Here is a 24,092-nt window from a genome sequence, read left to right as displayed (position 1 = left end):
CGCGGTCAGGGCCGGAGCTCCGACAGTCGTCGGTCAGGCGGGCGAGGGGCGTGGCGGCCGGGCAGGGTTGGGCACGAACCGGACGGTGAGCTCGGTGTCGAGGGCCCGTGCGATCCGCTCCAGCACGTTCAGCGTCGGTACGGTTCCGCCGGCTTCGAAACGGGCCACGGCCGACTGCGTCATACCGGCGGCCTTGGCCAGTTCCGACTGGCTCCATCCACGCTGCTCGCGGCGTTCGCGAACCGCCTTTCCCAGTTCATAGGCCAGCTTCGCCGCCGCGTACTCGTCAGCCGCGCCCGGCTCGGCCATGCGCCGGTCACGCAGCGACCGCCAGCTGCCGCTCTCGGTCATCGGGCCACCTCCTCGTCTTCGGCGGTATGGGCTTCGGTAACACAGGCGGTCAGCGCGCGCCGTGCTCGCGATATCTCACGGCTCTCCCGCCATCGGGTCTTGCGGAACACCGTCAACAGGATGATGCGGCGGTCCGAGGCGATCCAATAGGTCACCCGGATCTGGCGGCCATTCAGATGGAACCGCAGTTCCCGCAGCTTGCCATCCAGTTGTCTGGTGTAGGGCTCGTCGAGCAGGGGTCCCTGGTCGCCGAGTAGATCGATGTAGAACGCCGTTCTTGCGAACAGCGCCGTTGGCAGTTCCTCAAGCCAGGTCCGGACTTCCGGCTCCAGCTCCACCGTACCCCAGGTCATAGCATCGATGCTATAAGCGACAAAGATTGATCGCCACTCACGACACGGGAGTGACGTATCGGCATCTTTTGACGCCTTAACGGTGAACCTTGTTTCCGGTTTCTGTCCGGGCATCATCAACGGAGGTCCTCATGAGACGCCTCGCGCTGCTCCTCGCCGTACTGATTGGGCTGGCCGGCCCGCTGCCCGCGGCGGCCGCGCCCCCGCCCGCACCGCAGGCGGCGGCGGTCACGCCGATCCAGATCTACGGCGCCTGGCACTGCAGCAACGACGCCTGCCTGTGGGCGACGCCGCGGTCCGTGGCCGAGTTCGACAGCCAGAACCACTGGCTGGTCGACCGCGGTGACGGCCGGCCGTCGGTCAACCTGGTCGTGCTCAGCTTCGTCAACCCGCTGAAGCTGCTGAACCAGACGACCGACGCGGCCACGCTCGACGGCGTGCCGCGCGGCATGACGCAGGAGATCGTCAATCACTTCACCTCGCGCGGCATCCGGGTGATGCTCTCCATCGGCGGCATCACCTACACCGACGACTGGGACGCCGCGCTCGCGGCGAACGGCACCCTGCTCGGCCAGCGCGCGGCCGCGGTGGCGACCCGGCTCGGGGTCGGCATCGAGATCGACTACGAGCAGAACAGCAGCCCGAACGTCGCAGCCCTGCAGAACTTCATCACCGCGTACCGGGCGATCCACCCCTATGACGCGAGCGGCGCGAACCCGCGGGCCCGGCTGACCATCGACGTGGCCGCGGGCGACCGCTGGCTGATCGCCCTCAACCAGAAGGCGACCGCCGACTGGCTGCGCACCGACAACCCGGTGCTGGACTGGGCCAACGCGATGGTGCCGGCACGGCAGCCGTCGGCGTCGACGGCGCAGGCCAACTGGCAGGAGCACATCGACGGCAAGCCGCAGTACAACCCGCCGGTGCCGCCGCTGGCCCCGGCGAAGTTCACCGGCGGGCTCTACATCGCCGAGGGCAGCAAGGTCCGCCCGGAGTGCACCAACTACGCGAACTCGGTGCAGAAGGCCACGGCCCCGTACGTGCAGTCGGTCGTGCCGAACGGCGCGGGCACCACGGCGGGCATGCTGGGCTTCATGTTCTGGGCCGCGGAGAAGCCGTCGACCCGCGGGATCGGCACCGCCCCGCCGAACACCTGCGAGGGCGGCATGGGCGTCGGCGCGACCAGCCTGAACATCCCCGTGCCGATGCCCCCGCTCCGGCAGAGCTGACCGGCACCGGGCCCCGGCATCCCGCAGCGCGTTGCCGGTACCCGGAGAACAGAGGTGGGCCCGGCTTCTATTCGCCGGGCCCACCTGCCGTCATGCGCGGTACGCGTTCCAGGCGTCGAGCATGCGGGTCGCCTGGCCCGCGGTGAACTCGTCCATGCAGGCGTCGTCGGTGTAGTCCATGAAGTTGCGGATCGGGTCCAGGCCCGGCTTGCTCTTGCAGGTGTCCCGGTTGGCCGGGCAGCCGAAGGCGGCGCTCTTCTCCGCCGGGGTGTCGGCGACCTGGTCGCCCTGGCCGTTACAGCCGCCCTGGAAGGTGTGGTACAGGTTCAGCCAGTGGCCGATCTCGTGCGTGGCGGTGTCGCCCAGGTTGTACGGGCTGGCGTTGCCGCCTGGCAGCGACTCGGCGAGGATCACCGCGCCGTCGTACGAGGAGAGGTTCGACTGGGGGAAGGTGGCCCAGCCGAGCAGGTCCTGGCTGAGCAGGCCGGTGTAGATGTTCAGCGTGCCGGCGTCGCCGACGCGCAGCGCCGCCTTCATCGCCTTCTCCGGGTTGGAGTTGTAGACGATCGGGTACCAGGCGGCGTTGGTCACCCGGTTGATCGACTGCAGCTGGAACGCGAACGCGGTCGCAGCGCCGCCGGTGCCGCCGGAGTACGCCTGGTTGAGCACGCTGATCTGGTTGTTGATCATCGAGTCGGGGATGTTGCCGTTGGCGCGGGTGCCGTCCTCGGAGATCACGTGTACGACCACCGGGATGGTGACCGTGGCCGCCAGTGCGGCCGCACCGGCGCGGGCCTTGCCCTTGGCCTTGAGCGCGGCGTCGAGGGCCTTCTCGTTGGCGGCCACCTGCTCCGTGGTGAGCTCGTTGGGGTCGTGCTTGGCGGAGCCGCCCGGCTTGGCCTTGGCGTTCGCCGCCGGTTCGACGCAGACCGGCGCGGGCGCCGCGGCCACACCGACCGACGCCCCTCCGGTGAGCGTGGCCGCCGCGACGAGCGCGGTCAGTCCGAGTGTGCTGAGGGAGCGCCTCAGGTTCATCGAATCACCTCTCCTGCCCCTGGCGCGGTGGGGTTGTCCGCGCCGTTCCCATGCATGTGGGAGGGACGCTAGAGATGATCGATGGAGATCGAAATCAACTGTATGGATGGCGTGTTTGTCGCGGCCGTGTCACGGAATCGCCGTGATGGTCCGATGAGGTCGGACGACGCCACGTCACGGGGTACCCGGGACGGTTCGGTTCAGCCTCCGGCGCAGGTGTTGGTGCCGCCGCTGCGGGAGTAGCAACCGGTGGGCGTGACGTCGGGAGCCGGGGTGCCGCCGGGGGTGCGCAACCCGATCGTGACCAGCGAGAGCAACACCGTCGCGGCGGCCAGTGCGACACCGGTTCCGCGCTTGCCGCGCTGCGCCAGGAAGAGCAGCGCGCCCGCGCCCTGAATCGCGAGCAGCGCGTTCAGGCAGCCGATGGTCAGCCGCAGTTCCGCCGCGTTCTCCTTTGGCGTGTCCCAGCCGTCGAACAGTTCGAACTTCGACAACACCAGCGCGGCCAATGCGCCGATCCACGCGATGAGAAGGAGGTATCCGACCATCTCCAGCGGTTCTGCGCCGCGACGCGAAGGTCTGCCGACCGGGTCGCCGTCCGGCCGGGGCTGCGATGTCGTCGGCGTCATGCGGGAGAGTGTGCCCGCTGCATGCCGGCTCCGCTGCCCCGCCAACTGCCGGCAGCTGATGGGTCTGACGGTGACTTCGAAGGGGGCGCGGCGTCTTCGTGCCGGAGAAAGACCGACCGCATCGCCAAACCCGGCCCACGCGGCTACGGGGCCGGGGTAGAACTGCACTGTGGCCGACAAGCTCGCGCCGTACCGGGGGAAGCGGTCGGCGGCGCGTACGCCCGAGCCGGTGCCCGCGGCCGGGCCGCTGCCGCGCGGGCACGACGACACCTTCGTCATCCAGGAGCACCACGCCCGCGCGCTGCACTGGGACTTCCGCCTCGAACACGGCGGCGTGCTCGTCTCCTGGGCCGTGCCCAAGGGCCTGCCACTGGACCCGAAGGACAACCGCCTCGCCGTTCACACCGAAGACCACCCACTCGAGTACGCCGACTTCGCCGGTCACATCCCGGCGGGCGAGTACGGCGCGGGCGAGGTGAGCATCTGGGACCGGGGCGCGTACGAGCTGGAGAAGTGGACCGACGACGAGGTAAAGGTCGTCTTGCACGGGCACCGGGTGCAGGGCCGTTACGTGCTCATCCACACCAGGGGCACGCAGTGGCTGATGCACCGCATGGACCCGGCCCCGGCCGACCGGGTGCCGCTGCCCGACCTGATCCGGCCCATGACGGCGACGCTGGGGGAGCTGCCCACCCCGGCACAGGACGGCCGCTACGGCTACGAGCTGAAATGGGACGGCGTGCGGGCGGTCGTCTACGCCGAGGGCGGCCGCGTGCGGGCGATGAGCCGCAACGACCTCGACGTGACCGCGGCGTACCCGGAGCTGCGCGCGTTCGGGGAGGCGCTCGGGGCGACCGCGGCGGTGTTCGACGGGGAACTGGTGGCGTTCGACCGCTCGGGCCGGATCTCGTTCGGCGCGCTGCAGCCTCGTATGCACGTGCAGGACGCGGCGCGGGTGCGCCGGCTGGCCGCGCAGACGCCGGTCACGTACGTCATCTTCGACCTGCTGCACCTGGACGGGCGGGACCTCACGAAGCTGCCCTACCGGCAGCGGCGCGAGCTGCTGGAGGGGCTGGGGCTGTCGGGAGCGCACTGGGACACCCCGCCGTACACCGAGGGCGGCGGGCCGCGGCTGCTGGAGACCTCACGCGAGCAGGGCTTGGAGGGAGTCGTCGCGAAGCTGCTGGACTCGGCGTACGAGGCGGGGCGGCGGTCACGGGCGTGGGTCAAGGTGAAGAACCTGCGTACGCAGGAGGTGGTCGTCGCGGGGTGGCGGCCGGGCCAGGGCAGCCGCGCCGACACGATCGGGGCGCTGCTGCTCGGGATGCCCGGTCCGGACGGGTTGCGCTACGCCGGCTCGGTCGGCACCGGCTTCACCCGGCAGATGCTCGACGACCTGCGCCAGCGACTGTCCAAGATGGAGCGGAGCACGTCGCCGTTCGCGGACACGCTGCCGACCCGCGACGCCAAGGACGCGCACTGGGTCACGCCGAAGCTGGTCGGGGAGGTGCGTTTCACCGAATGGACCCGTGACGGCAGGCTGCGCCATCCGGCCTGGCGGGGCCTGCGCCCGGACAAGTCCCCGTCCGATGTGGTCCCCGAGTCGTGAAGGTGCCCTTCCCTACCTGCCCAGGAGGGGGATGTCGAGGAGGCCGGCGTGGTAGTCGCGGACGGCCTGGGCGAGTTCGTCGATACTGAGCTGGCCGTCGTGGTTCTCGTCGATCTGGTCGAACGCCTCCTCGGCGTGCGGCTTGGTGACGCCGATGGCCTCGATCCAGCGGCGGAACTCGGCCGGGTTGACCTGGCCGTCGCCGTCGGTGTCGCACAGGTCGAGGGTGGCGCTGATGGTCGGGCGCAGCACGGTGCTGAAACCGGTGTTGCCCATCAGGATGATCTCGGTCTGCGCGATGCGGTCGAACTGCTTCGCCGACAGGGTGCCCCCGGGTTCGAGACCCGCCTTGGCGGCCAGGTACTCCCACATCGCCAGGTACGAGTCGAGCACGGCCCGGCCGCGCGGGGACTGCTCGTCCTCGCCGAACGCCGCCACGATGCGCTTTCCCTCGGCCTCGAAGTCCGACCGGTCGACATGGCCGTTGCCGTCGGTGTCCCACAGCCGGAACCGCCGTGCGAGCCGCTCGCTCCGAACGTCCAACATGTGTCGCACCCCCTGGTCTACCGGCGCGAGCGCCGAGCCGAAACCGAAGGCCGGATGGGAACCGGGTGAGCCGCGCGGAACCCGAGGCCTGACAGGACACTACCAAGCGCGACGAACCAGCGGCGGAGCGTTGCGATTCTGTGACAGAGTGTGCGCGAGAGCCGGTGACGGCGCGTTTGCGAAAAGCCGTTCCGGGGAATGGAGACGGCTATGGCCCGGCCTCGCATCGTCATCGTCGGAGCGGGATTCGCGGGCTTCCACGCTGCCCGCAGCCTGTCGCGCTCGTCGCGCGGCCACGCCGACGTCACGCTGGTCAACCCGGCGGACTACCTGCTCTACGTGCCGCTGCTGCCCGAGGTGATGGCCGGCCTGCTGGAGCCGCGCCGGATCGCGGTGTCGCTGGCCGGCACGCTGCGGCACGTGCGTCAGGTGCCCGGCATGGTCACGAACGTCGACCTGGCGAACCGGCGGCTCGCCTACACCGGCCCCGAGGGCGCGGAGAACACGCTCGACTACGACCGGCTCGTGCTCACCCCGGGCAGCGTCAACAGGCTGCTGCCCATCCCGGGCGTCGGCATGTACGCGCACGGCCTGCGCGGCCTGGCCGAGGCGATGTTCCTGCGCGACCACATCACGCTGCAGGTGGAGCTGGCCGCACAGGCCACCGATGCGGATGAGCGCCGCGCGCGTTGCACCTTCGTCGTGGTCGGCGCCGGGTACACCGGCACCGAGGTCGCCGCGCACGGGCAGCTGTTCACCGACGCGCTGGCCAAGTCACTGCCGCGGTTGCGGGAACGGCCCCGCTGGCTGCTGCTGGACACCGCCGAGCGGGTGCTGCCCGAGCTGGACCCGCGGCTGTCCCGCACGGCGGCGCGGGTGCTGGCCCGGCGCGGGGTCGACGTGCGGATGCGCACCTCGGTGCGCCAGGCCGAGGCCGAGGGCGTGCAGCTCACCGACGACTCGTACGTGCCGACGCGCTCGCTGATCTGGTGCGTCGGCGTGCGCCCCGACCCGCTGGTGGACGGGCTCGGCCTGCCGTCCGTGGACGGCCGCCTGATCGTCGACGAATACCTCACCGTGCCCGGCCACCCCGAGGTGTTCGCCTGCGGCGACGCCGCCGCCGTGCCCGACCTGACCCGTCCGGGCCACCACACCCCGATGACCGCCCAGCACGCCGTACGGCAGGGCCGGGTCGCCGCGCACAACGTCGCCGCCTCCTGCGGGGTCGGCAAGCGCAAGGCATACCGGCACCACGACCTGGGTTTCCTCGTCGACCTCGGCGGGCTGGACGCGGCCGCGAACCCGTTCGGCGTGCCCCTGTCCGGCCTGCCCGCGTCGGTGGTGACCCGCGGCTACCACCTGCTCTCGCTACCCGGCAACCGGGCCCGGGTGGCCGCCGACTGGCTGCTCGACGCCGTCCTGCCTACCCCGTCGGTACGTCTCGGCCTGGTCCCGCCCCAGGCCGCCGACCTGCAGATGTCGACCGAACCGGTGGCCGAATCGGGCCGCCACGCCCTGTCCGTGTCCCCCCAGGTCCCCGCCGGCTTCGTCCCCGCCGCCGACGACGGTCGCGCACCACCCCACGAGCGCTGAACAACCGCCTGCCCCCGGCCTGACGTAGACGTTGGCCTATCTCATCGAATTTTCGTGACTCGTAGTCGATGAGATAGGCCAACGTCTGTCAAAAGCGGGGCGGTCGGGTGGCCGGGCGGGTGGGCTCCGGCGGTGGCGGGTCAGGCGATGGCGGGCACGGCCTGGTGCTCCGGCTGCGGCCGGGTGGTCTGCCGCGGTTCGCGCAGGAGGGTGTACGCGACCGCGAAGGCCGCGACCATCAGCCCTGCGCCGACGGTGTACGCGAGCCGGTAGCCGCCGGTCAGCGCCGCGGCCTGGCTCGTCCCCTCGGCCAGCGCGTGCCCGGTGTGCCCCGCGGCCAGGGTGGACAGCACTGCGACGCCGACCGCCATGCCGATCTGCTGCGTGGTGTTGAACAGGCCGGAGGCGAGCCCGGCGTCGTCCGGGCCCGCGCCGGACATGCCGAGTGTGGTCAGCGCGGGCAGGGCGAGCCCGAAACCGGCCGCCAGCAGCATCGCCGGGAGCAGGTCGGTGACGTAGGACGCGTGCACCGGGATGCGGGCCAGCAGTCCGAGCAGCACGATCAGCAGCGCGAGTCCGGTCAGCAGCACCCGGCGCTCGCCGAAGCGGGTGTTGAGGCGGGCCGAGACCCCCAGCGACACCGCGCCGATGATCACGGCCGCCGGCAGCATCGCCAGGCCGGTCTCGCCTGCGCTGTAGCCGAGCACCTGCTGCAGGTAGAGGGCGGTGATGATCTGGAAGGAGAAGAGGGCCGCGACCATGAGCATCTGCACCAGGTTCGCTCCGGTGACGCTGCGCGAGCGCAGGATGCGCGGGGGCATGAGCGGCCGCCGCGCGGTGGCCTGCCGGATCGCGAAAGCGGCCAGCAGGACCGCGGCCACCGCGCCGCCGCCGAGGGTCTGCGCCGACGTCCACCCGTGCTCCTCGACCTTGACCACGGTGTAGATGCCCAGCATCAGCCCGGCCGTGACCAGCAGTGCGCCGATCACGTCGGCTCCGGCGGCCAGCCCCAGGCCGCGGTCGGCGGGCAGCACCGCGACGGCGACCACCAGGGTGGCCACGCCGATGGGCAGGTTGATGAAGAAGATCCAGTGCCAGTCGAGCGCGTCGGTGAGCACGCCGCCGAGCACCTGGCCGAGCGAGGCGCCCGCCGCGCCGGTGAAGCTGAACACCGCGATCGCCTTGGCCCGCTCCGCGGGGGCCGGGAACAGGTTGACCAGGATGCCGAGGCCGACGGCGGCGGCCATGGCGCTGCCGACGCCCTGCAGGAAGCGGGCGGTGATGAGCAGCGCCGGGGTGTCGGCGAGACCGGCCAGCAGTGAGGCGGCGGTGAACACCGCGGTCCCGGCCAGGAACAGGCGGCGGCGGCCGATGAGGTCGCCGAGCCGGCCGGCCAGCAGCAGCAGGCTGCCGAAGGCGATCAGGTAGGCGTTGACCACCCAGCTCAGGCCGGCGGGGGAGAAGCCCAGGTCCTGCTGGATGGCGGGCATCGCGACGGTGACGATGCTGCCGTCGAGGACGGTCATCAGCAGGCCGGTCGCGATCACCCCCAGCGCGATCCAGCGGGAGCGGGACGGAGTTTGCGTGGACATGCGGTCCTCCTATGGACGGTGCCGATAGGAGAGACCGTAGCGGATAGTTCCGTTGCAGACAATATTTTACGGAACCAGATTGCCTACTGGCGCGCCCGCCGCACCTGCTGCGGGGACTCTGCGGGGGCGGCCAGATGCCCGGCGACCAGGCCTTCCAGGGCGCGCAGCAGAGCCTCGCGCTGCGCCGCCGGCAGCGCGGACAGCGCTTCCTCGTGTACCCGGTCGACGATCTCCTGGCTGCGTGCGGCCGCCTTCGCGCCCGCCGGGGTCACCGCGATGATCCGGGCCCGCCGGTCGGTGCTCGACGCACGGCGCTCGGCCAGGCCCGCCTTCTCCAGCGCGTCGACGGTGACCACCATCGTGGTCTTGTCCATGTCCCCGAGCGCGGCGAGCTGGATCTGGGTCCGCTCCTCCTCCAGCGCGTGCACCAGCACGCAGTGCATGCGCGCGGTGAGGCCGATCTCGGCCAGCGCCGCGGCCATCCGGGTGCGCAGCACGTGGCTGGTGTGGTCCAGCAGGAACGACAGGTCGGGGCTGGTGCGGGTGGGCGCCATCGCGGTCATGCCACCAGTGTACGCAAATTCGATCCGTAGCAGATTATCTGCGCTGGTAGCGGTCCGGCCGGACGAAACCGTCAGCCGGCGCTGCGCGCGGGCTTGCGCGCGGGCACGGGCAGGCCGAGCTGCTCGCGGATGGCGCGCTGGACGGCTCCCTTGGCGGGCCGGGCGTCCACGCTGATCACGAGTTCCTTGCCGCGGAACAGGTCCAGCGCCGGATCGGTCTTGGCGTGGTAGTCGGCCAGCCGGGCGGCGAGCGCCTCCTCGGTGTCGTCGGCGCGGCTGGTCAGCTCGCCGCCGCAGGCGTCGCAGCGGCCTTCGCGGGCCGGGCGGTGCTCAATGAGGTTGTAGTCCATGCCGCAGTTCGAGCACAGCCGGCGGGCCAGCACGCGGCGGCGCACCTCGCTGTCTGGCAGGTCGAGGTGGATCACCGCGTCGACGTCGTAGCTCTCCAGGAAGAACTGGGCCTGGCGGCGGTTGCGGGGGAAGCCGTCGAGGATGAAGCCGTAGTTCCAGTCGTGCAGCGCCAGCCGGTCGCGCACCACGGACTCGGTGGTGCTGTCGTCCACCAGGTCACCGGCGTTCATCGCCCGGCGCACCTGCGCGCCGAGTTTGGTGTGGTACTGCACGTGCCAGCGGTAGATGTCGCCCACGCTGATGTGCACCAGGTCGAAGTCGGCGGCCAGCTGCTTGGCCTGGGTGCCCTTGCCGCTGCCCTGGACGCCCATGATCACGTACTTGCGCACACCTGAATCCAACCATGCGCGGGCATCGGTGATGAGTGATTTATGACGCCGAGCACACCTCGCGGCGGTACGTTTCGAGCGTGGGGCCATCCGTTGAGGACCATGCCGGTGCGGTACGCGCGCTGCGGGCGCAGTACCAGGCCCTGCCCCGCACGGAACCGGTGCGGCTGGCCAAGCGCACGTCCAACCTGTTCCGCTTCGGCCGCCCGGAATCCGGGCCCGGCCTGGACGTGAGCGCCTTCGACTCGGTGATCTACGTGGACGAGACCGAGCGCACCGCCCAGGTGCAGGGCATGGTCACCTACGAGCGGCTGGTCGACGAGACCCTGCGCTTCGGGCTGATGCCCCTGGTCGTGCCGCAGCTCAAGACCATCACCATCGGCGGGGCCGTGGCCGGGCTGGGCATCGAGTCGTCGTCGTTCCGCAACGGGCTGCCGCACGAGTCCGTGCTGGAGATGGAGATCCTCACCGGCGACGGGCGGGTGGTCACCGCCCGGCCCGACAACGAGCACGCCGAGCTGTTCCGGTCGTTTCCCAACTCGTACGGCACGCTCGGCTACGCGCTGCGGCTGACCATCGAGCTGGAGCCGGTGCAGCCGTACGTGCGGCTGCGGCACCGCCGGTTCGACAACGCGGCCGCCTGCTTCGCCGCGCTCGACGAGCTGTGCACCAGCGGCCGCGACGGCGACGCGCGGGTCGACTTCCTCGACGGCACCGTCTTCCACGGCCGCCAGATGTACCTGACCATCGGCACGTTCACCGACACCGCGCCGTGGACCAGCGACTACACCGGCCAGGAGATCTACTACCGGTCGCCGGCCCGGCGGCCCATCGACTACCTGACGGTGCGTGACTACCTGTGGCGCTGGGACACCGACTGGTTCTGGTGCTCGCGGGCCTTCGGCGCACAGCATCCCCTGGTACGCAGGCTGTGGCCGAGCCGGTACCGGCGCTCCGACGTCTACCACCGCATCGTCGGGTTCGACCGAAGGCACCGGCTCAGCGCCCGGCTGGACAAGGTGCGCGGCCGCCCGCCGCAGGAGGCGGTCGTGCAGGACGTCGAGGTGCCGGTGCGCCAGGGCCCGGAGTTCCTCGACTTCTTCCTCGGCGACGTCGGCATCACCCCGGTGTGGTTGTGCCCGCTGCGGCTGCGCGATCCCGTGCCGTGGCCGCTCTACCCGCTCAAACCCGACGACCTGTACGTCAACTTCGGGTTCTGGTCCAGCGTCGCGCGGCGGCCGGGCCAGTCCGCGGACTTCCACAACCGGCTCATCGAGGCGCGGGTCGACGCGCTCGGCGGGCACAAGTCCCTCTACTCCACGGTGCACTACCCGCGCGAGGAGTTCTGGGAGCTCTACAACGGCCCCGCGTACGCGGCGGTGAAGGGCGAGTACGACCCGGACGGTCGGCTGCCCGACCTTTACGACAAGTGTGTTCGGTGAGGTCGAAATGAGCATTGCGAAGGTGGTCCAGGGGCTGGTCACGGGCCCGGTTCCGGTGCGGTTCGCCGCCTACGACGGCAGTGTCGCGGGCCCGTCCGACGCCGCCGTCGGTTTCGAGGTGCGCAGCGAGCGCGCGCTGTCCTATCTGGCCACCGGCCGCAACGAGCTGGGCCTGGCCCGCGCCTACGTCTCCGGCGACCTGGAGGTGCACGGCGACATGTACGAGGCGCTCGTCGCCGTCAACGGGCTGAGGCTGGACCAGTCCTGGTTCGGCCGCTATCACGCGCTGCGCGATCTGGGCGGGCTGCGGCTGCTGAACCCGCCGCCCCGGCCGCCCATGGAGGCCCGGCTGCGCGGTCGCCGCCACTCCAAGGAGCGCGACCAGGCCGCGATCGCCCACCACTACGACGTGTCGAACCGGTTCTACGAGTGGCTGCTCGGCCCGTCCATGGCGTACACCTGCGCGGTCTTCCCCGACGAGACGGCGACCCTGGAGCAGGCCCAGTTCGCCAAGCACGACCTGGTCGCCCGCAAGCTCGACCTGGCGCCGGGCAAACGGCTGCTGGACGTCGGCTGCGGCTGGGGCGGCATGGTCATGCACGCCGCCCGCGAATACGGCGTGAAGGCGCTGGGGGTGACCCTGTCCCGGCGGCAGGCCGAGTGGGCGGCCAAGGCGATCGCCGACGCGGGCCTGTCCGACCTGGCCGAGGTGCGGCACATGGACTACCGCGACGTGCCGGTCAACCACTACGACGCGATCAGCTCGATCGGCCTGACCGAACACATCGGCCGCGCCCAGCTGCCCGGCTACTTCCGGTTCCTGCAGCAGCGGCTGCGCTACGGCGGGCGGCTGCTCAACCACTGCATCACCCGGCCCGACAACCGCGACCCGGGCCGCTACCGGCGCACGTTCATCAACCAGTACGTGTTTCCCGACGGCGAGCTGGAAGGCATCGGCCACCTCATCGGCGTCATGAACTCCAACGGCTTCGAGATCCGCCACGAGGAGAACTTCCGCGAGCACTACGCGCTGACGCTGGCCCAGTGGGCGGCGAACCTGGAGCGGCACTGGGACTCCTCGATCGCCGAGATCGGCCCCGGCCGGTCCCGGGTGTGGCGGCTCTACCTGGCCGGCTGCCGCCTGGGCTTCGAACGCGACCAGGTCCAGTTGCACCAGGTGCTCGGCGTACGCCTCGACGCGCGCGGCGGCAGCGGCATGCCGCTGCGCCCGAGCTGGCCCTGAGCTACCGGGGCCCGGACGGCGCCCAGATCTTCGCGGTGATCGTGGTGCCGAGCGCGCTGGAGTCGATGGTCAGCCGTTCGGAGAAGCATCGGGCGATCCACAGGCCCCGACCTGAGGTCTGCGTGCCCGAAGGCGGCTGCCAGCCCGCCGTGTAGGGCCGGCTCACCCCCGGACCGACGTCGCTGACCTGGCAGAACACCCATCCCGGGTATCGCGACAAACGCAGTCGGCCGTGTCCCTCGGCGTGCATGACGACGTTGACGACCAGCTCCGTCGTCACCAGCTCCAGCGCCCAGCCGACCGGCTCCGGCAGCCGCCAGGCTTCGCCCAGCTCGTGGATGCGCTGCCGGATCCCACGCAGGTCCACGCGGGTGAACGGGCCCTCCACCAGGATCTGGTCGTGCGGCGTCATCGGCGTCGGCCCGGTCGGAACGTCGTGCCCGGCCGACTCCTCGTGCTCCGGCACCGGCGGGGCAGGGGGTGGCAGCAGGTTCCGCCGGGTCCTGCGGTACGGGGCGGTACCAGCGGGCGCGCCGTACCGCGTTCTGGCAGCGGGGTTCATGCGTCACCTCGATCCGGTGGGTGCGGCTGACCTCTGGCCCATACCCATTCCCTCACGTTTTGATCGTCTACCCGGCGACGGGTGTGCCGGGCCCGATCAGCCCAGCCGGTAGACGCGGGCCGCGTTGCCCGCGCCGATCTGCTCGGCGAAACGCCGCGCGTCGGCCGGGGCCGCCGCACCGTCGGCGACCATCTCGGCCAGCACCAGCCCCAGGCTGTGCCGCAGCTGCGCGGCGGCGATCAGGTACAGCTCCGGCAGACCGTACGCGTCGGAAGAGTAGAGCAGCTTGCCGAACGGGGCCAGCTCCAGGAACTCGCCGAGCACCGCCGTGGCCCGCGCGCCCAGGTGCGGGACGGTCAACCCCAGATCGGCGTGGACGTGCGGATACACCTGGGCCAGCCAGCCGGCCTGGCGGTGGTACGGGTAGCAGTGCAGCAGCACCAGGGGCACCCCGAACGGCAGCGTGGCCGCGCAGAACGGCTGCAACAGCGCCGGGTCGGCGCGGGCCAGCGCGGCGTCGCGGTCGCCGAAGCCGGTGTGCAACTGGATCGGCAGCCCGGCGTCGACCGCGCTCCACAGCAGGTGGCGCAGCAGCACCGGATCGGTGAGCCGCCCGCCGTCGCGTAACCAGCGCGCCGCCGCCGCGCTCACCTCGTGCGGCTCCGGCCGCGCCGGATCCAGGTCCAGGCCGTGCCGGTACGCCGCGATCGACTTCGTCGCCACCGCCCCGGCCACGGCCTCGTCGAGCGCCTCGGCGAACGCGGCCGCGAACCCGCCCGCGTCGCTTCCCGGCGCGACCTGCTCAGCCAGCAGCTCCAGGCGTACCACCTGATGGGCCGGCGCTTCCGCCAGCGTGCCCAGCACGCTGCGGTCCACCAGGCCGCCCGCGACCGGGCCGGTGTCCACGAGCAGCGCGGACAGGCCCGCCGCCCGCAGCAGTCGCCCCGCGGCCTCCTCCGGGCCAAGCCTGCGCCGCCGCCGCAGGTAATCCTCGACCGGGGCGTGCGCGGGCAGCTCCAGCACCGGCGCGCACCAGCGGCGCAGCGCCAGTCCGACCTGGCTGTCCAGGTAGGAGGTGCCCGGTGGCGCGGGCTCGTCGGCCTCGGTGCACCACATCTCGAAGGCCGCGTCGTCCAGCGGAGCCATCGTGATCGCATGGCAGTGCCCGTCGATCAACGACAGGTCCTCGGTCAGCCCGGCCATCGGATCGCCTTCGGGCGGGTCGAGGTCAGTAGCGCCACCGGACCGCCTCCACCAACTCGACGGTGGTCAGGCGGCCGAGGGTGTCGGCCTCGGCACGGTGCACCGCGCCGAACGCGTCCAGCAGCGGCTCGCCGAGCATGGCGACCAGGCCCGCGTCGGCCCGCAGCCGCTCGGCGGCCAGCGCGGGGGAGTCCGGCAGCCGGGGCGGGCGGCGCGCCTCGGCCAGCGTGAACGGGTCGACCCGCACCTCGTCGGGCAGCCGCATCCCCGCCCCGGCGGCGTCCGTGGCCAGCGCGCAGACCGCCCCCGCCACCAGGTACGGGTTCGCCGAACCGTCCACACACTTGATCTCGGCGTTGGCGGCGGTGTCCCGGTGGCCGGTGGCGCCCGTGACGAAGCGCAGCGCCGCCTCCCGGTTCTCGTGCCCCCAGCACTGGTAGGCCCCGGCCCAGCGCTGCGGAGCCTGGCGCAGCGCGCTGGCCGGGCTCGGCGCGCCCAGCCCGGCCAGCGCGGGCAGCCGCTGCAGCACCCCGGCCAGCACCGACTCTCCGCGGCGCGTCATGCCGTACGGGCCTTCGCCGCCGGAGAACAGGTTCACCCCGCCTGCCCAGGCCGAGAAGTGCAGGTGCATACCGTTGCCGACCTGGTCCGCGACGGACACCGGGGCGAACGAGGCGCGAAACCCGTGACGGAACGCCAGCGCCCGGACCGTCTCCCGGACCAGCACCACCCGGTCCGCAGCGGTGACCGGGTCCGCGTGCGCGACCGACACCTCCAGCTGCCCCGGGCCGTACTCGGGATGGAACTGCTCCACCGCCACCCCCTGCGCGGCCAGCGCCGCCAGCAGGTCCCGGCCGAAGTCCGACAGCTCCGCCAGCCGCGCCATGCCGTACGCCGGCCCCTCGGACGCGGGGCTCCCGTCGGGCTTCGCCAGATACCACTCGATCTCGAAGGCCATACGCAGGTGCAGGCCTGCGGCACGGGCCCGCTCGACCATGCGCTTGGCGAACAGCCGCTGGTCCACCGGGTACGGCTCGCCGTCCTGGGTCCAGCGGTCCACCGGCGCCCAGGCCCAGCCGGGCATCGCCGAGAGCACCGTCAGCGCGTCCAGGTCCGGATGCAGGCGCAGGTCGCCGACCGGGCCGCCGACCAGGTCACCGGCGGTGATGCTGTCATCGACGCAGAACACGTCGTGCACCGGGGACATGCCCACGCCCCAGGCGGCGGCGTGGTCCAGGCGCTCGGTGGGGACGCTCTTGACCCTGGTCACTCCGGCGTTGTCGACCCAGGTCAGGGCGACGGCGTGCACGCCCGCGGATGCCAGTCGGGCGGCGGCGGCCCGTGCTGCGGTACCGCGCGCGTCGCGGTCCAGCACCGGCTCCCACATGCCTGAATTCTCGCTGCCCAGGCCGGACACCGCGCCATTTGATCTGTTTTCGTGGACGATAACTGTCCCTATAGGGGCGTTCCGCGTCCACAGAAACGGATCATCGAGCGCACCGCAGACCTCGTCAGGCGTGGTCGTCCCTAGGCCGCCGTCCGGGTGCAGCCGGTCTGGCCGCGAACCTGGCCGCCCGCTAAACGGACAAATGGGTCATTATTTGTAATAATGGGCGTGTAATACACAACAGGCCCCAAAAGTCTCTGTACCCTCGCCCGAGTTGCGTGAGGTGACGACGACGACCCCGGGGGACTGCCCGCATGAACGCTCGCAAGATCGCGCTCGCCGGCGAGTCCATCCTGGTCGCGATCCTGCTCACCATCATGGGTGTGGTCGCCGCGTGCCAGCACACCGGCGGCCCGGTCCTGCCCGCCACGTCGGCCCCGCTGGGCCCGGTCATCTCCGAGCCTGAGCTCGACGGCCAGCTGCTCAGCGGCGCGGACGTGCACATGGAGACCAGCCCCATGCAGGACGTCGACGCGGGCAGCGAGCACGTCTGCACCGACTGGGAGATCTGGACGGCGCAGCCGCGCGAGCGGGTCTGGTTCGCCGGCTGCATCGGCGGCGTGCAGAAGACGCACACCCACTTCGGCGACGGCGTCTTCGAGAACGCCTTCGCGCAGCGCCGCGACCTGCCCGGCGACCGCGACTACGAGCTGCGGGTGCGGCACAAGGACAGCAGCGGCAACCCGGCGACGGAGTGGAGCCCGTACACGACGCGGCCGTTCCGGACCGACAAGGAGCGCAAGCCGCTGCCCGGTGCGCCGCAGTGGGTGGTGGCCCAGGCGGGGTACAAGGTCGAGGAGGTGGCGTCCGGGTTCGAGCTGCCGGTGAACATCGCCATGGTGCCCTCGCACGCCATCGCGCCCGACAAGCCGATGTTCTACGTCACCGAGCTGTACGGCACGATCAAAGTGGTGCGCGGCGACCTGAAGGTCGGCGTGTACGCCAAGAACCTGCTGAACTGGAACCCGTACGCGGACTTCCCCGGCACCGGCGAGATCGGCCTGACCGGGATCGTGGTCGAGCCGACCACCGGCGACGTGTTCGCCAGCATGCTGTACCAGGCGGGGGCGGAGTTCTTCCCGAAGGTCGTGCGCATCCACAGCGAGGACGGCGGCCTGACCGGCAAGACCGTCACCACCGTCGTGGACCTGAAGGATGATCCGCTGGTCGCCTCGCACCAGATCTCGAACCTGACCATCGGGCCGGACGGCAAGCTGTACATCCACATCGGCGACGGGTTCGTCCCGCAAAGCGCCCGTGATCTCACCGATGCCCGGGGCAAGGTGCTGCGGGTCAACCTGGACGGCACCGCGCCCGAGGACAACCCGTTCTACGATCCGGCGGACAAGAGCAAGACCAAGGACCTGGTCTTTGCCTCCGGGTTCCGCAACCCGTTCGGCGGGGCGTGGCGGGCCGCGGACGGCCAGCACTACTCGGTGGAGAACGGCTCGACCAACAACGACCGGCTGGCCCGGATCGTCAAGGGCGGCGACTACGGCTGGAACTCCCACACCTCCAGCCTGAAGAAGAAGTCGCTCTACAACTGGGCGCCGACGCACGCGCCGGTGGGCATCACCTTCGTGCAGAAGGAGGGCAACCAGACGGCCGGGTTCCCGGAGAGCAAGCTCGGCAACGCTTTCGTATCGGAGAGCGGCCCGACCTACGGCACCGGCCCTCAGCTGCGGGGCAAGCGCATCGTCGAGTTCACCTTCGGTAAGGACGGCTCGGTCTCCAAGCCCAAGACCCTGGTCGAATACAACGGGTACGGCAAGACGACCGTCGCCGGGATCGCGGCCGGCCCGGACGGGCTCTACTTCTCGGGGCTCTACCCCGACCAGGGCTACAACCCGATCCTGCCGACCGCGAAGATCTACCGCGTGCGGTACGCGCCGCAGGCCGCCACGGGCAAGCCCAAACCGGTCGCGGCCAAGGAGTCGTGCACCGACGGCGACCTGCAGGTGATCGCACGGGCGTCGAAGACCGACGTGAAGCCCGGTGCGCCGATCACCTTCACCCTGGTGCTCAAGAATCTGTCGAAGCACACCTGCAATCGCGACATCGGCGCCGACGCGCAGGAGCTGTTCCTGATGCACGGCACCGAGAAGGTCTGGTCCTCGGACCACTGCGGCGCGCCGAAGGGCAAGCAGGTCACCGCACTCGCGGCCGGCCGGGAGATGGTGTTCACCGTGCCCTGGAACGGCAAGTCCAGCAGCACGTGCGCCAAGGGCCAGGTGCGGGTGGCGACCGGCCCGGTGCCGGCGGACGGCTCCTACCAGCTGTTCGCCCGGGTCGGCTCCGACCGGAGCGCACCGGTCTCGATCAAAATCCATTGAGCTCCGTCAGAAGGAAACCTTCAATCTTCCATAAAGTTTCGTAGGCATCTTTCATTGACCTATAGATAATCGTTATAGTGCGCCGACGCATCCCCTCCACCCCTTCTGCGAGGTGCTCATGCTCGGTAACCCCACCGTGCGCCGCCGTACCCTGCTGGCCGCCGCGGCCGGTATCGCGGCCGCCCCGTTCGCCGCTGGTCCCGCCTTCGCCGCCAATCCGAAGGTCTACCTCGACCCCGGCCACGGCGGCACCGACCCCGGCGCGGTCGCCAACGGCCTGCAGGAGAAGGCACTCACCCTGAACATCGCCCTGCAGATCCGCAACATCCTGCAGGCCAACTACGCCGTCGACATTCGCATGTCGCGCACCACCGACGCGACCGTCAGCCTCGCCCAGCGCACCAACGACGCCAACGCCTGGGGCGCGGGCATCTTCGTCAGCGTCCACATCAACTCCGGCGGTGGCACCGGCTTCGAGAGCTACCGCTACCCGACCTCCGACGCGGCCACCGTCAACCTGCACAACGCGCTGCACCCGCGGGTGCTGTCCGGGATGCGCTCGGTCGGCTCGGTCACCGACCGCGGCCTGAAGACGGCCAACTTCCACGTGCTGCGCGAGTCGAACATGCCCGCGGTGCTCACCGAGAACCTGTTCATCGACACGCTCGCCGACGCCAACCTGCTCAAGAACGCGGCCTTCCTCGCCGCCACGGCGCAGGGCCACGCCAACGGCATCGCGGCGTACCTGGGCCTGTCCGCACCGCCGCCCACGTTCAGCACCATCGTGGACAACACCACCGCGGGGCGGTTCACGGCCAGCGCCAACTGGGGCACCTCGACCTTCTCCGGCCAGAAGCACGGCGCCGACTACCGCTTCGCCAACCCGGTGCTGGCCAGCGATTCGGCCTGGTTCAAGGTCAACATTCCGGCCACGGCCAACTACCGGGTGGACGTCTGGCACGCCGCCGACCCGGGTTACAGCAGCTCGGCCCCGCACGTGGTGGTGACCTCGGGCGGCAACCAGACGGTGCACATCGACCAGCGCACCGGCGGCGGCGCCTGGCGCTCGCTGGGCACGTTCAACCTCGCCGCGGGTGACCGCAACCTGGTCGGCGTGAGCCGCTGGACCAGCGCGGCCGGCTACGTCATCGCCGACGCGGTGCGGGTCACCCGCGTGTAGGCGTGCGCGAAGCTCCGTCCATGCTGTTGGATCGGCGTGGACGGAGCTTCGGCACGGCATGGGAGTGCGATGGTCGGCGGCGGACGGAACCTCACCGGGCAGGGGCTGACGTTCCTCGCCGAACGCGGGCTCGCCACCTTCACCACGATCCGGCCCGACGGCACCCCGCACGTGACCCCGGTCGGTTTCACCTACGACCCGGCGACCGGCCTGGCCCGGGTCATCTGCGACGGGGCCAGCCGCAAGGCCGCCAACGCGCGCCGCAACCCGGCCGTGGCGCTGTGCCAGTTCGAGGGCCGGTACTGGCTGACCCTGCAGGGCGAGGCGACCGTGACCGGCGACCCGGACGTGGTCGCCGACGCGGTGGCCCGCTACACCGCCCGCTACCGCGAGCCTCGCGCCAACCCGAACCGGGTCGCGCTCGTGATCACGGTGACCCGCCTGCTGGGGGACTCTTCGCTACTGGCCTGAGCGGTGCGCCGACCGGCCGGCGGCCGGGCGCGTTCTCTCCCGGCAGCGGCCGAACGCGCCCCGGTCAGCTCAGGCGGCACTCCAGCCAGACGACCTTGCCCGTGCGGCCGGGCACCACGCCCCAGCGTGCCGACAGGCCGTCGACGAGGCACAGGCCCAGGCCGCCGTCGACCCCGGCCGGACGTGGTGCCGGCGGCTGCGGGCTGCGGTCGGTGACCTCGATACGCAGCCCTTCGCCGATGCGCGCCAGCCGGATCGCCACCGCCCCGCCGCCGTGCAGCACCGCGTTGCTGACCAGCTCGCAGGCGAGGATGAGCGCATCCCCCGACGGGTCGCGCAGGTTCCACGCGCCGAGCTGCGTGCTGACGAACTGCCGGGCGAGGACGTTGCTGGCCCGGCCGCCCGGCAGCCGGATCGATGCGGCCGTCATGCCCCGGCCCCGCTTGCCTGATTCCATGACCCACCTCCACGTCTCGGCAGGGATTCGGGACCGGGCCGCATCCGGATGGGTGGATTCCCGGTGCAGACGGCGACCCCTCGGCGGCGGCGGTCCGCCGGTAGAGTCGGCGGCGTGCCGGACCGTCGCGCCTGTCTTCTGCTCACCCTCACCCTGGTGCTGAGCGGTGCTGCGTGCTCGTCGCCGCCCGCCGAGCCGCCCGTGTTCACCCAGCCCAGCGGTGCTGCCGCGGCCTCGGGCGCACCGTCGGCGGCCTCTTCGGCGGTCCCGTCGGCGAGCGCGAGCGTGCGCCCGTCCGCGTCGCCGGTGGTGCGGGCCGCGCCGAAGAGCGCACTGGCGGTGGGGGTGCGCACGCTGAAGTTCACCCGCGGCGACCGGGCCCTGCCGACCACCGTCTGGTATCCGGCCGCCGGCAAGGCGGGCGGATCGCCGCGCAAGGACGCCGCGGCCGCCGCCGGCCGGTTCCCGGTGGTGCTGTTCAGCCATGGCCTGCACGGGCTGCCCACGAACTACCAGCAGATCACCACCCGGCTGGCCGCCGCGGGCTTCGTCGTAGCCGCCCCGGCCTACCCGTTCACCAACCGCGACGCCAACCCGTTCAAGCCCGCCGACATGGAGAACCAGCCCGCCGACGGGTCCGCGGTGCTGACGGCGCTGCTGAAGCTGGACGGCAAGTCCGGCGACCTGTTCGCCGGGCACCTCGACGGGGGCCGCCTCGGCGTGGCGGGCCACTCCGCCGGCGGGTTCACCTCGGCGGGCATGCTGGCCAACACCCGCGACACCCGCGTCGACGCGGCGATCGTGATCTCGGGTGGCTCGATGGGGACGTTCCGCGGCACGCGCACCCCCGTGCTGTTCGTGCACGGTGACGCCGATGCCGTGGTGAGCTACCAGACCGGGCGGAACGCGTACAGCGCGACGTCCTGGCCGCGGGCCTTCCTGACGCTGCTCGGCGGCGACCACGGTGCGTTCCTCGGGCCCGGCGCGAAGGGTTTCGACCAGACCATCAAGACGATGACCGACTTCCTGCGCTGGACGCTCTGGGGCGACGCCGCGGCCAAGGCGCGGCTGTCGGCCGACGGCACCCGCGCGGGCGTGGCGAAGTTCGAGGCGAAGCTGTGAACGTCCTGCGACCGGGGGAGTGCCACGTCTACTGGGCGGATCCGGCCGACGAGCAGCCCTGGCACCAGCGGCTGCTGAGCGAGGGCGAGCGGGCTCGCCGCGAGTCGTTGCGCCGCGACGAGGACCGCGCGCGGCAGACCGTGGCCGCGGCGCTGCTGCGGCTGCTCGCCGGTCGGCACCTGGGCGAGAAACCCGCGGCGGTACGCGTGGAGCGCGCCTGCACCACCTGCGCGGTCCCGCACGGCCGCCCGACCGTGCCCGGCGGGCTCGACGTGTCGGTGTCGCACTCCGGTGACCGGATCGCGATCGTGCTCAGCCTGGCCGGCCCGGTCGGCGTCGACGTGGAGCAGGCCCAGCCGCAGCGCGACATCCTCGGCGTGGCCAGGCTGGCGCTGTCCGAGGCGGAGCTGGCCGCCTCCGTGCCGCTGGACCAGGACGGCTTCTACACGTACTGGACGCGCAAGGAGTCGGTGCTCAAGGCCACCGGCGACGGGCTGCGGGTGGCCATGACCAGGATCGAGGTGTCGGCCCCGGTACAGGCGCCGCGCCTGCACCGCTTCGAGGGGCGGCCCGACGTGGTCGAGGCGGCTCGCATGTTCACCCTCGCGCCGGGCGCGGGCTACCAGGCGGCGCTGACGGTGCTCGGCACGCCGACGGCGATCACCGAGCACGACGCGTCAGAGCTGCTGCGTCACCAGGGCGAGGGCTTGTAGTCCTTCAGGAAGCAGCCGAACAGGTCCTCGCCCAGCTCGCCGCGCACGATCGGGTCGTACACCCGGGCGGCGCCGTCGACCAGGTCCAGCGGGGCGTGGAAACCCGCGTCCGCGAGGCGGACCTTGGTCGGGTGCGGGCGCTCGTCGGTGATCCAGCCGGTGTCCACCGCGGTCATCAGGATGCCGTCGTCGAGCATCTCCCCGGCGCTGGTGCGGGTCAGCATGTTCAGGGCGGCCTTGGCCATGTTCGTGTGCGGGTGGCCCGGCCCCTTGTACTTGCGGCTGAACTGCCCCTCCATCGCCGACACGTTCACCACGTACTTGCGCCGCGCCGGGGACGCGGCCATCGCCGCGCGCAGCCGCGCGACCAGCACGAACGGGGCGGTGACGTTGCACAGCTGCACCTCGAGCAGCTCGATCGGGTCGACCTCCTGCACCACCTGCACCCAGCTGTTGCTGGGGTCGAGGTCGGGCACCAGGCCGCCCGCGTCGATCGCGGAACCGTCGGCGATGCGCGCCAGGCTCGCCCCGCCCGTGGTCAGCGCCAGCGAGGTGACCAGCTCCGGGCTCAGCTGCTGGTGCGGCATGGCCTGGATGGCCGCGGCCGCCGGGCTCGACCCGGTGTAGTGGCCAAAGCTGATCAGCTCGGGCAGCGGCCCGTCCGGCAGCGGGGCCGACTCGGCCGCCAGCAGCTGCGCGTACGCCTGCGGCGAGCGGCGCACCGTCTGCGCCGCGTTGTTGATCAGGATGTCGAGCGGGCCCTGCGCCGCGACGGAGTCGGCGAGCGCCACCACCTGGGCCGGGTCGCGCAGGTCGATGCCGACGATGCGCAGCCGGTGCAGCCACTCGGCGCTGTCCGGCATCGCCTGGAAGCGGCGCACCGCGTCGGACGGGAACCGGGTGGTGATCGTGGTGTGCGCGCCGTCGCGCAGCAGCCGCAGCGCGATGTACATGCCGATCTTGGCGCGGCCGCCGGTGAGCAGCGCGCGGCGGCCGGTCAGGTCGGTGCGGGCGTCGCGGCGGGCGTGGTTCAGCTCCGCGCACGGCGGGCACAGCTGGTGGTAGAACGCGTCCACCTGGGTGTAGCGGTCCTTGCAGGTGTAACAGGCCCGCGGCTGGCGCAGGTGCCCGGCGATGTCGCCCTTGGTGGGGGAGGTCAGCCCGAACACGCCCGCGGTCTCGTCGTCGATGCGGCCCGGCGCGCCCGTGGCGGTCGCCGCGGTCACCGCCTCGTCCGCGGCGAGGATCTCCTCGCGCTTGTCCCGGCGGCGCTGCTGCTTGACGGTCTTGAAGAGCCGCCCGACGGCGCGGCGCACCGCGACCGCGTCGGGGTGCTCGACCGGCAGGTTCTCGACCTGGGCCAGCACGCCGAGGCACACCTCAAGGTGCGCAGCGTCGATCCCGGTGCGCTCCTGCTCGCTGATCGTCATCCCAGTGCCCGTTCCCGTGCTCGCCTGCTACCTCGCCCGGAAACTGTACGCAGGCGACCGCGCGATGGCCGAACCAGCCGCCGGGCGCGCCCCCGGACTGTCGTCCATCTCACCCGTCCTGCCTCGCCGCACCCCCTTTGAGTAGACGCCGGCCTATCTCATCGACTTTGATCTCGAAATAGTCGATGTAATAGGCCAGCGTCTATGGAAAACGGGTCGCTGGAGCGGGGCCGTGGCGCGGGGCGGGGC

Annotated in this window: 23 protein-coding genes; 10 read left to right on the top strand and 13 right to left on the bottom strand. The window is 71.5% G+C overall.

The genetic code is table 11. The annotated features are described in order from the left end of the window. Window positions 1-33: 33 nt before the first annotated feature. A complete protein-coding gene (locus tag FLL47_RS15650) occupies window positions 34-351 on the bottom strand; it encodes a helix-turn-helix domain-containing protein (protein WP_144121255.1) in 318 nt (105 codons plus the stop codon). Then, the gene (locus tag FLL47_RS15645) at window positions 348-704 is read right to left on the bottom strand and encodes a type II toxin-antitoxin system RelE/ParE family toxin (RefSeq protein ID WP_144121254.1); all 357 of its coding nucleotides are present in this window, start codon (window positions 702-704) and stop codon (window positions 348-350) included. The genes FLL47_RS15650 and FLL47_RS15645 overlap by 4 nt, the downstream gene beginning before the upstream one ends. Window positions 705-835: 131 nt before the next feature. Here FLL47_RS15645 and FLL47_RS15640 point away from each other — a divergent pair, with 131 nt between their 5' ends. Continuing rightward, window positions 836-1,933 (top strand): glycoside hydrolase family 18 protein, encoded by a 1,098-nt coding sequence (locus tag FLL47_RS15640; RefSeq protein WP_246157968.1) that lies wholly within the window; start codon window positions 836-838, stop codon window positions 1,931-1,933. A gap of 90 nt (window positions 1,934-2,023) precedes the next feature. Here FLL47_RS15640 and FLL47_RS15635 read toward each other — a convergent pair whose 3' ends face one another. Then, window positions 2,024-2,968, bottom strand: coding sequence for a zinc metalloprotease (locus FLL47_RS15635; protein WP_144121253.1), 945 nt, complete (start codon window positions 2,966-2,968; stop codon window positions 2,024-2,026). Between the two features lie 200 nt (window positions 2,969-3,168). Further along, the gene (locus FLL47_RS15630; RefSeq protein WP_144121252.1) at window positions 3,169-3,597 is read right to left on the bottom strand and encodes a hypothetical protein; all 429 of its coding nucleotides are present in this window, start codon (window positions 3,595-3,597) and stop codon (window positions 3,169-3,171) included. A gap of 169 nt (window positions 3,598-3,766) precedes the next feature. Between FLL47_RS15630 and ligD the strand changes: the two genes are divergently transcribed. Continuing rightward, on the top strand, window positions 3,767-5,206 hold the full coding sequence (gene ligD / locus FLL47_RS15625) for a non-homologous end-joining DNA ligase (RefSeq protein WP_144121251.1): 1,440 nt from the start codon (window positions 3,767-3,769) through the stop codon (window positions 5,204-5,206). Window positions 5,207-5,218: 12 nt separating this feature from the next. Here ligD and FLL47_RS15620 read toward each other — a convergent pair whose 3' ends face one another. After that, entirely contained in the window at window positions 5,219-5,752 is a 534-nt protein-coding gene (locus tag FLL47_RS15620; RefSeq protein ID WP_144121250.1) for an EF-hand domain-containing protein, read from the bottom strand. A gap of 210 nt (window positions 5,753-5,962) precedes the next feature. Here FLL47_RS15620 and FLL47_RS15615 point away from each other — a divergent pair, with 210 nt between their 5' ends. Beyond that, window positions 5,963-7,345, top strand: coding sequence for an NAD(P)/FAD-dependent oxidoreductase (locus FLL47_RS15615; protein WP_144121249.1), 1,383 nt, complete (start codon window positions 5,963-5,965; stop codon window positions 7,343-7,345). Window positions 7,346-7,485: 140 nt separating this feature from the next. On the opposite strand, the gene FLL47_RS15610 is transcribed toward FLL47_RS15615, so the two are convergent. The 3 genes from FLL47_RS15610 to FLL47_RS15600 all read right to left on the bottom strand — a co-directional run bounded on the left by FLL47_RS15610 (window position 7,486) and on the right by FLL47_RS15600 (window position 10,240). After that, on the bottom strand, window positions 7,486-8,937 hold the full coding sequence (locus FLL47_RS15610) for an MFS transporter (RefSeq protein WP_144121248.1): 1,452 nt from the start codon (window positions 8,935-8,937) through the stop codon (window positions 7,486-7,488). Between the two features lie 83 nt (window positions 8,938-9,020). After that, complete coding sequence (locus FLL47_RS15605; protein WP_144121247.1) at window positions 9,021-9,500, bottom strand: MarR family winged helix-turn-helix transcriptional regulator; 480 nt, start codon at window positions 9,498-9,500, stop codon at window positions 9,021-9,023. 71 nt (window positions 9,501-9,571) lie between these two features. After that, on the bottom strand, window positions 9,572-10,240 hold the full coding sequence (locus FLL47_RS15600) for an adenylate kinase family protein (RefSeq protein ID WP_144121246.1): 669 nt from the start codon (window positions 10,238-10,240) through the stop codon (window positions 9,572-9,574). Between the two features lie 80 nt (window positions 10,241-10,320). Here FLL47_RS15600 and FLL47_RS15595 point away from each other — a divergent pair, with 80 nt between their 5' ends. Beyond that, window positions 10,321-11,682 carry an FAD-binding oxidoreductase gene (locus tag FLL47_RS15595; protein WP_222106090.1) on the top strand — a complete coding sequence of 454 codons (1,362 nt, stop codon included), beginning with the start codon at window positions 10,321-10,323 and terminating at the stop codon, window positions 11,680-11,682. Window positions 11,683-11,689: 7 nt separating this feature from the next. Beyond that, window positions 11,690-12,925 carry an SAM-dependent methyltransferase gene (locus FLL47_RS15590; RefSeq protein WP_144121245.1) on the top strand — a complete coding sequence of 412 codons (1,236 nt, stop codon included), beginning with the start codon at window positions 11,690-11,692 and terminating at the stop codon, window positions 12,923-12,925. A 1-nt stretch (window position 12,926) separates the two neighbouring features. Here FLL47_RS15590 and FLL47_RS15585 read toward each other — a convergent pair whose 3' ends face one another. From FLL47_RS15585 to FLL47_RS15575, 3 genes are all read right to left on the bottom strand, one after another. Next, window positions 12,927-13,487: an ATP-binding protein gene (locus tag FLL47_RS15585; RefSeq protein WP_144121244.1), complete on the bottom strand. Its 561-nt coding sequence runs from the start codon at window positions 13,485-13,487 to the stop codon at window positions 12,927-12,929. Between the two features lie 96 nt (window positions 13,488-13,583). Continuing rightward, the gene (locus FLL47_RS15580) at window positions 13,584-14,690 is read right to left on the bottom strand and encodes an amidohydrolase family protein (RefSeq protein WP_144121243.1); all 1,107 of its coding nucleotides are present in this window, start codon (window positions 14,688-14,690) and stop codon (window positions 13,584-13,586) included. Window positions 14,691-14,715: 25 nt separating this feature from the next. Next, window positions 14,716-16,077, bottom strand: a complete 1,362-nt coding sequence (locus tag FLL47_RS15575) for a type I glutamate--ammonia ligase (protein ID WP_144121242.1) — start codon at window positions 16,075-16,077, stop codon at window positions 14,716-14,718. Between the two features lie 314 nt (window positions 16,078-16,391). Between FLL47_RS15575 and FLL47_RS15570 the strand changes: the two genes are divergently transcribed. From FLL47_RS15570 to FLL47_RS15555, 3 genes are all read left to right on the top strand, one after another. Beyond that, a complete protein-coding gene (locus FLL47_RS15570) occupies window positions 16,392-18,470 on the top strand; it encodes a PQQ-dependent sugar dehydrogenase (RefSeq protein WP_144121241.1) in 2,079 nt (692 codons plus the stop codon). Window positions 18,471-18,588: 118 nt separating this feature from the next. Beyond that, window positions 18,589-19,650, top strand: a complete 1,062-nt coding sequence (locus FLL47_RS44075) for an N-acetylmuramoyl-L-alanine amidase (RefSeq protein ID WP_246157965.1) — start codon at window positions 18,589-18,591, stop codon at window positions 19,648-19,650. Between the two features lie 69 nt (window positions 19,651-19,719). Next, window positions 19,720-20,121 (top strand): PPOX class F420-dependent oxidoreductase, encoded by a 402-nt coding sequence (locus tag FLL47_RS15555; RefSeq protein ID WP_144121240.1) that lies wholly within the window; start codon window positions 19,720-19,722, stop codon window positions 20,119-20,121. A 64-nt stretch (window positions 20,122-20,185) separates the two neighbouring features. On the opposite strand, the gene FLL47_RS15550 is transcribed toward FLL47_RS15555, so the two are convergent. Further along, window positions 20,186-20,578: an ATP-binding protein gene (locus tag FLL47_RS15550; protein ID WP_144121239.1), complete on the bottom strand. Its 393-nt coding sequence runs from the start codon at window positions 20,576-20,578 to the stop codon at window positions 20,186-20,188. Window positions 20,579-20,692: 114 nt separating this feature from the next. On the opposite strand from FLL47_RS15550, the gene FLL47_RS15545 reads away from it, so the two are divergent. Next, window positions 20,693-21,700: an alpha/beta hydrolase family protein gene (locus FLL47_RS15545; RefSeq protein ID WP_246157962.1), complete on the top strand. Its 1,008-nt coding sequence runs from the start codon at window positions 20,693-20,695 to the stop codon at window positions 21,698-21,700. Next, window positions 21,697-22,413 (top strand): 4'-phosphopantetheinyl transferase family protein, encoded by a 717-nt coding sequence (locus FLL47_RS15540; RefSeq protein ID WP_222106089.1) that lies wholly within the window; start codon window positions 21,697-21,699, stop codon window positions 22,411-22,413. Before FLL47_RS15545 ends, FLL47_RS15540 begins: the two co-directional genes overlap by 4 nt. On the opposite strand, the gene FLL47_RS15535 is transcribed toward FLL47_RS15540, so the two are convergent. After that, window positions 22,392-23,843 carry an SDR family oxidoreductase gene (locus FLL47_RS15535; protein WP_144121237.1) on the bottom strand — a complete coding sequence of 484 codons (1,452 nt, stop codon included), beginning with the start codon at window positions 23,841-23,843 and terminating at the stop codon, window positions 22,392-22,394. The genes FLL47_RS15540 and FLL47_RS15535 overlap by 22 nt on opposite strands. Window positions 23,844-24,092 lie beyond the last annotated feature (249 nt).

The organism is Catellatospora sichuanensis, from assembly GCF_007483665.1.
Classification (GTDB): Bacteria; Actinomycetota; Actinomycetes; order Mycobacteriales; family Micromonosporaceae; genus Catellatospora; species Catellatospora sichuanensis.
The sequence above is the reverse complement of the archived record's forward strand: the minus strand, read 5'-3'. Positions and strand labels throughout refer to the sequence as shown.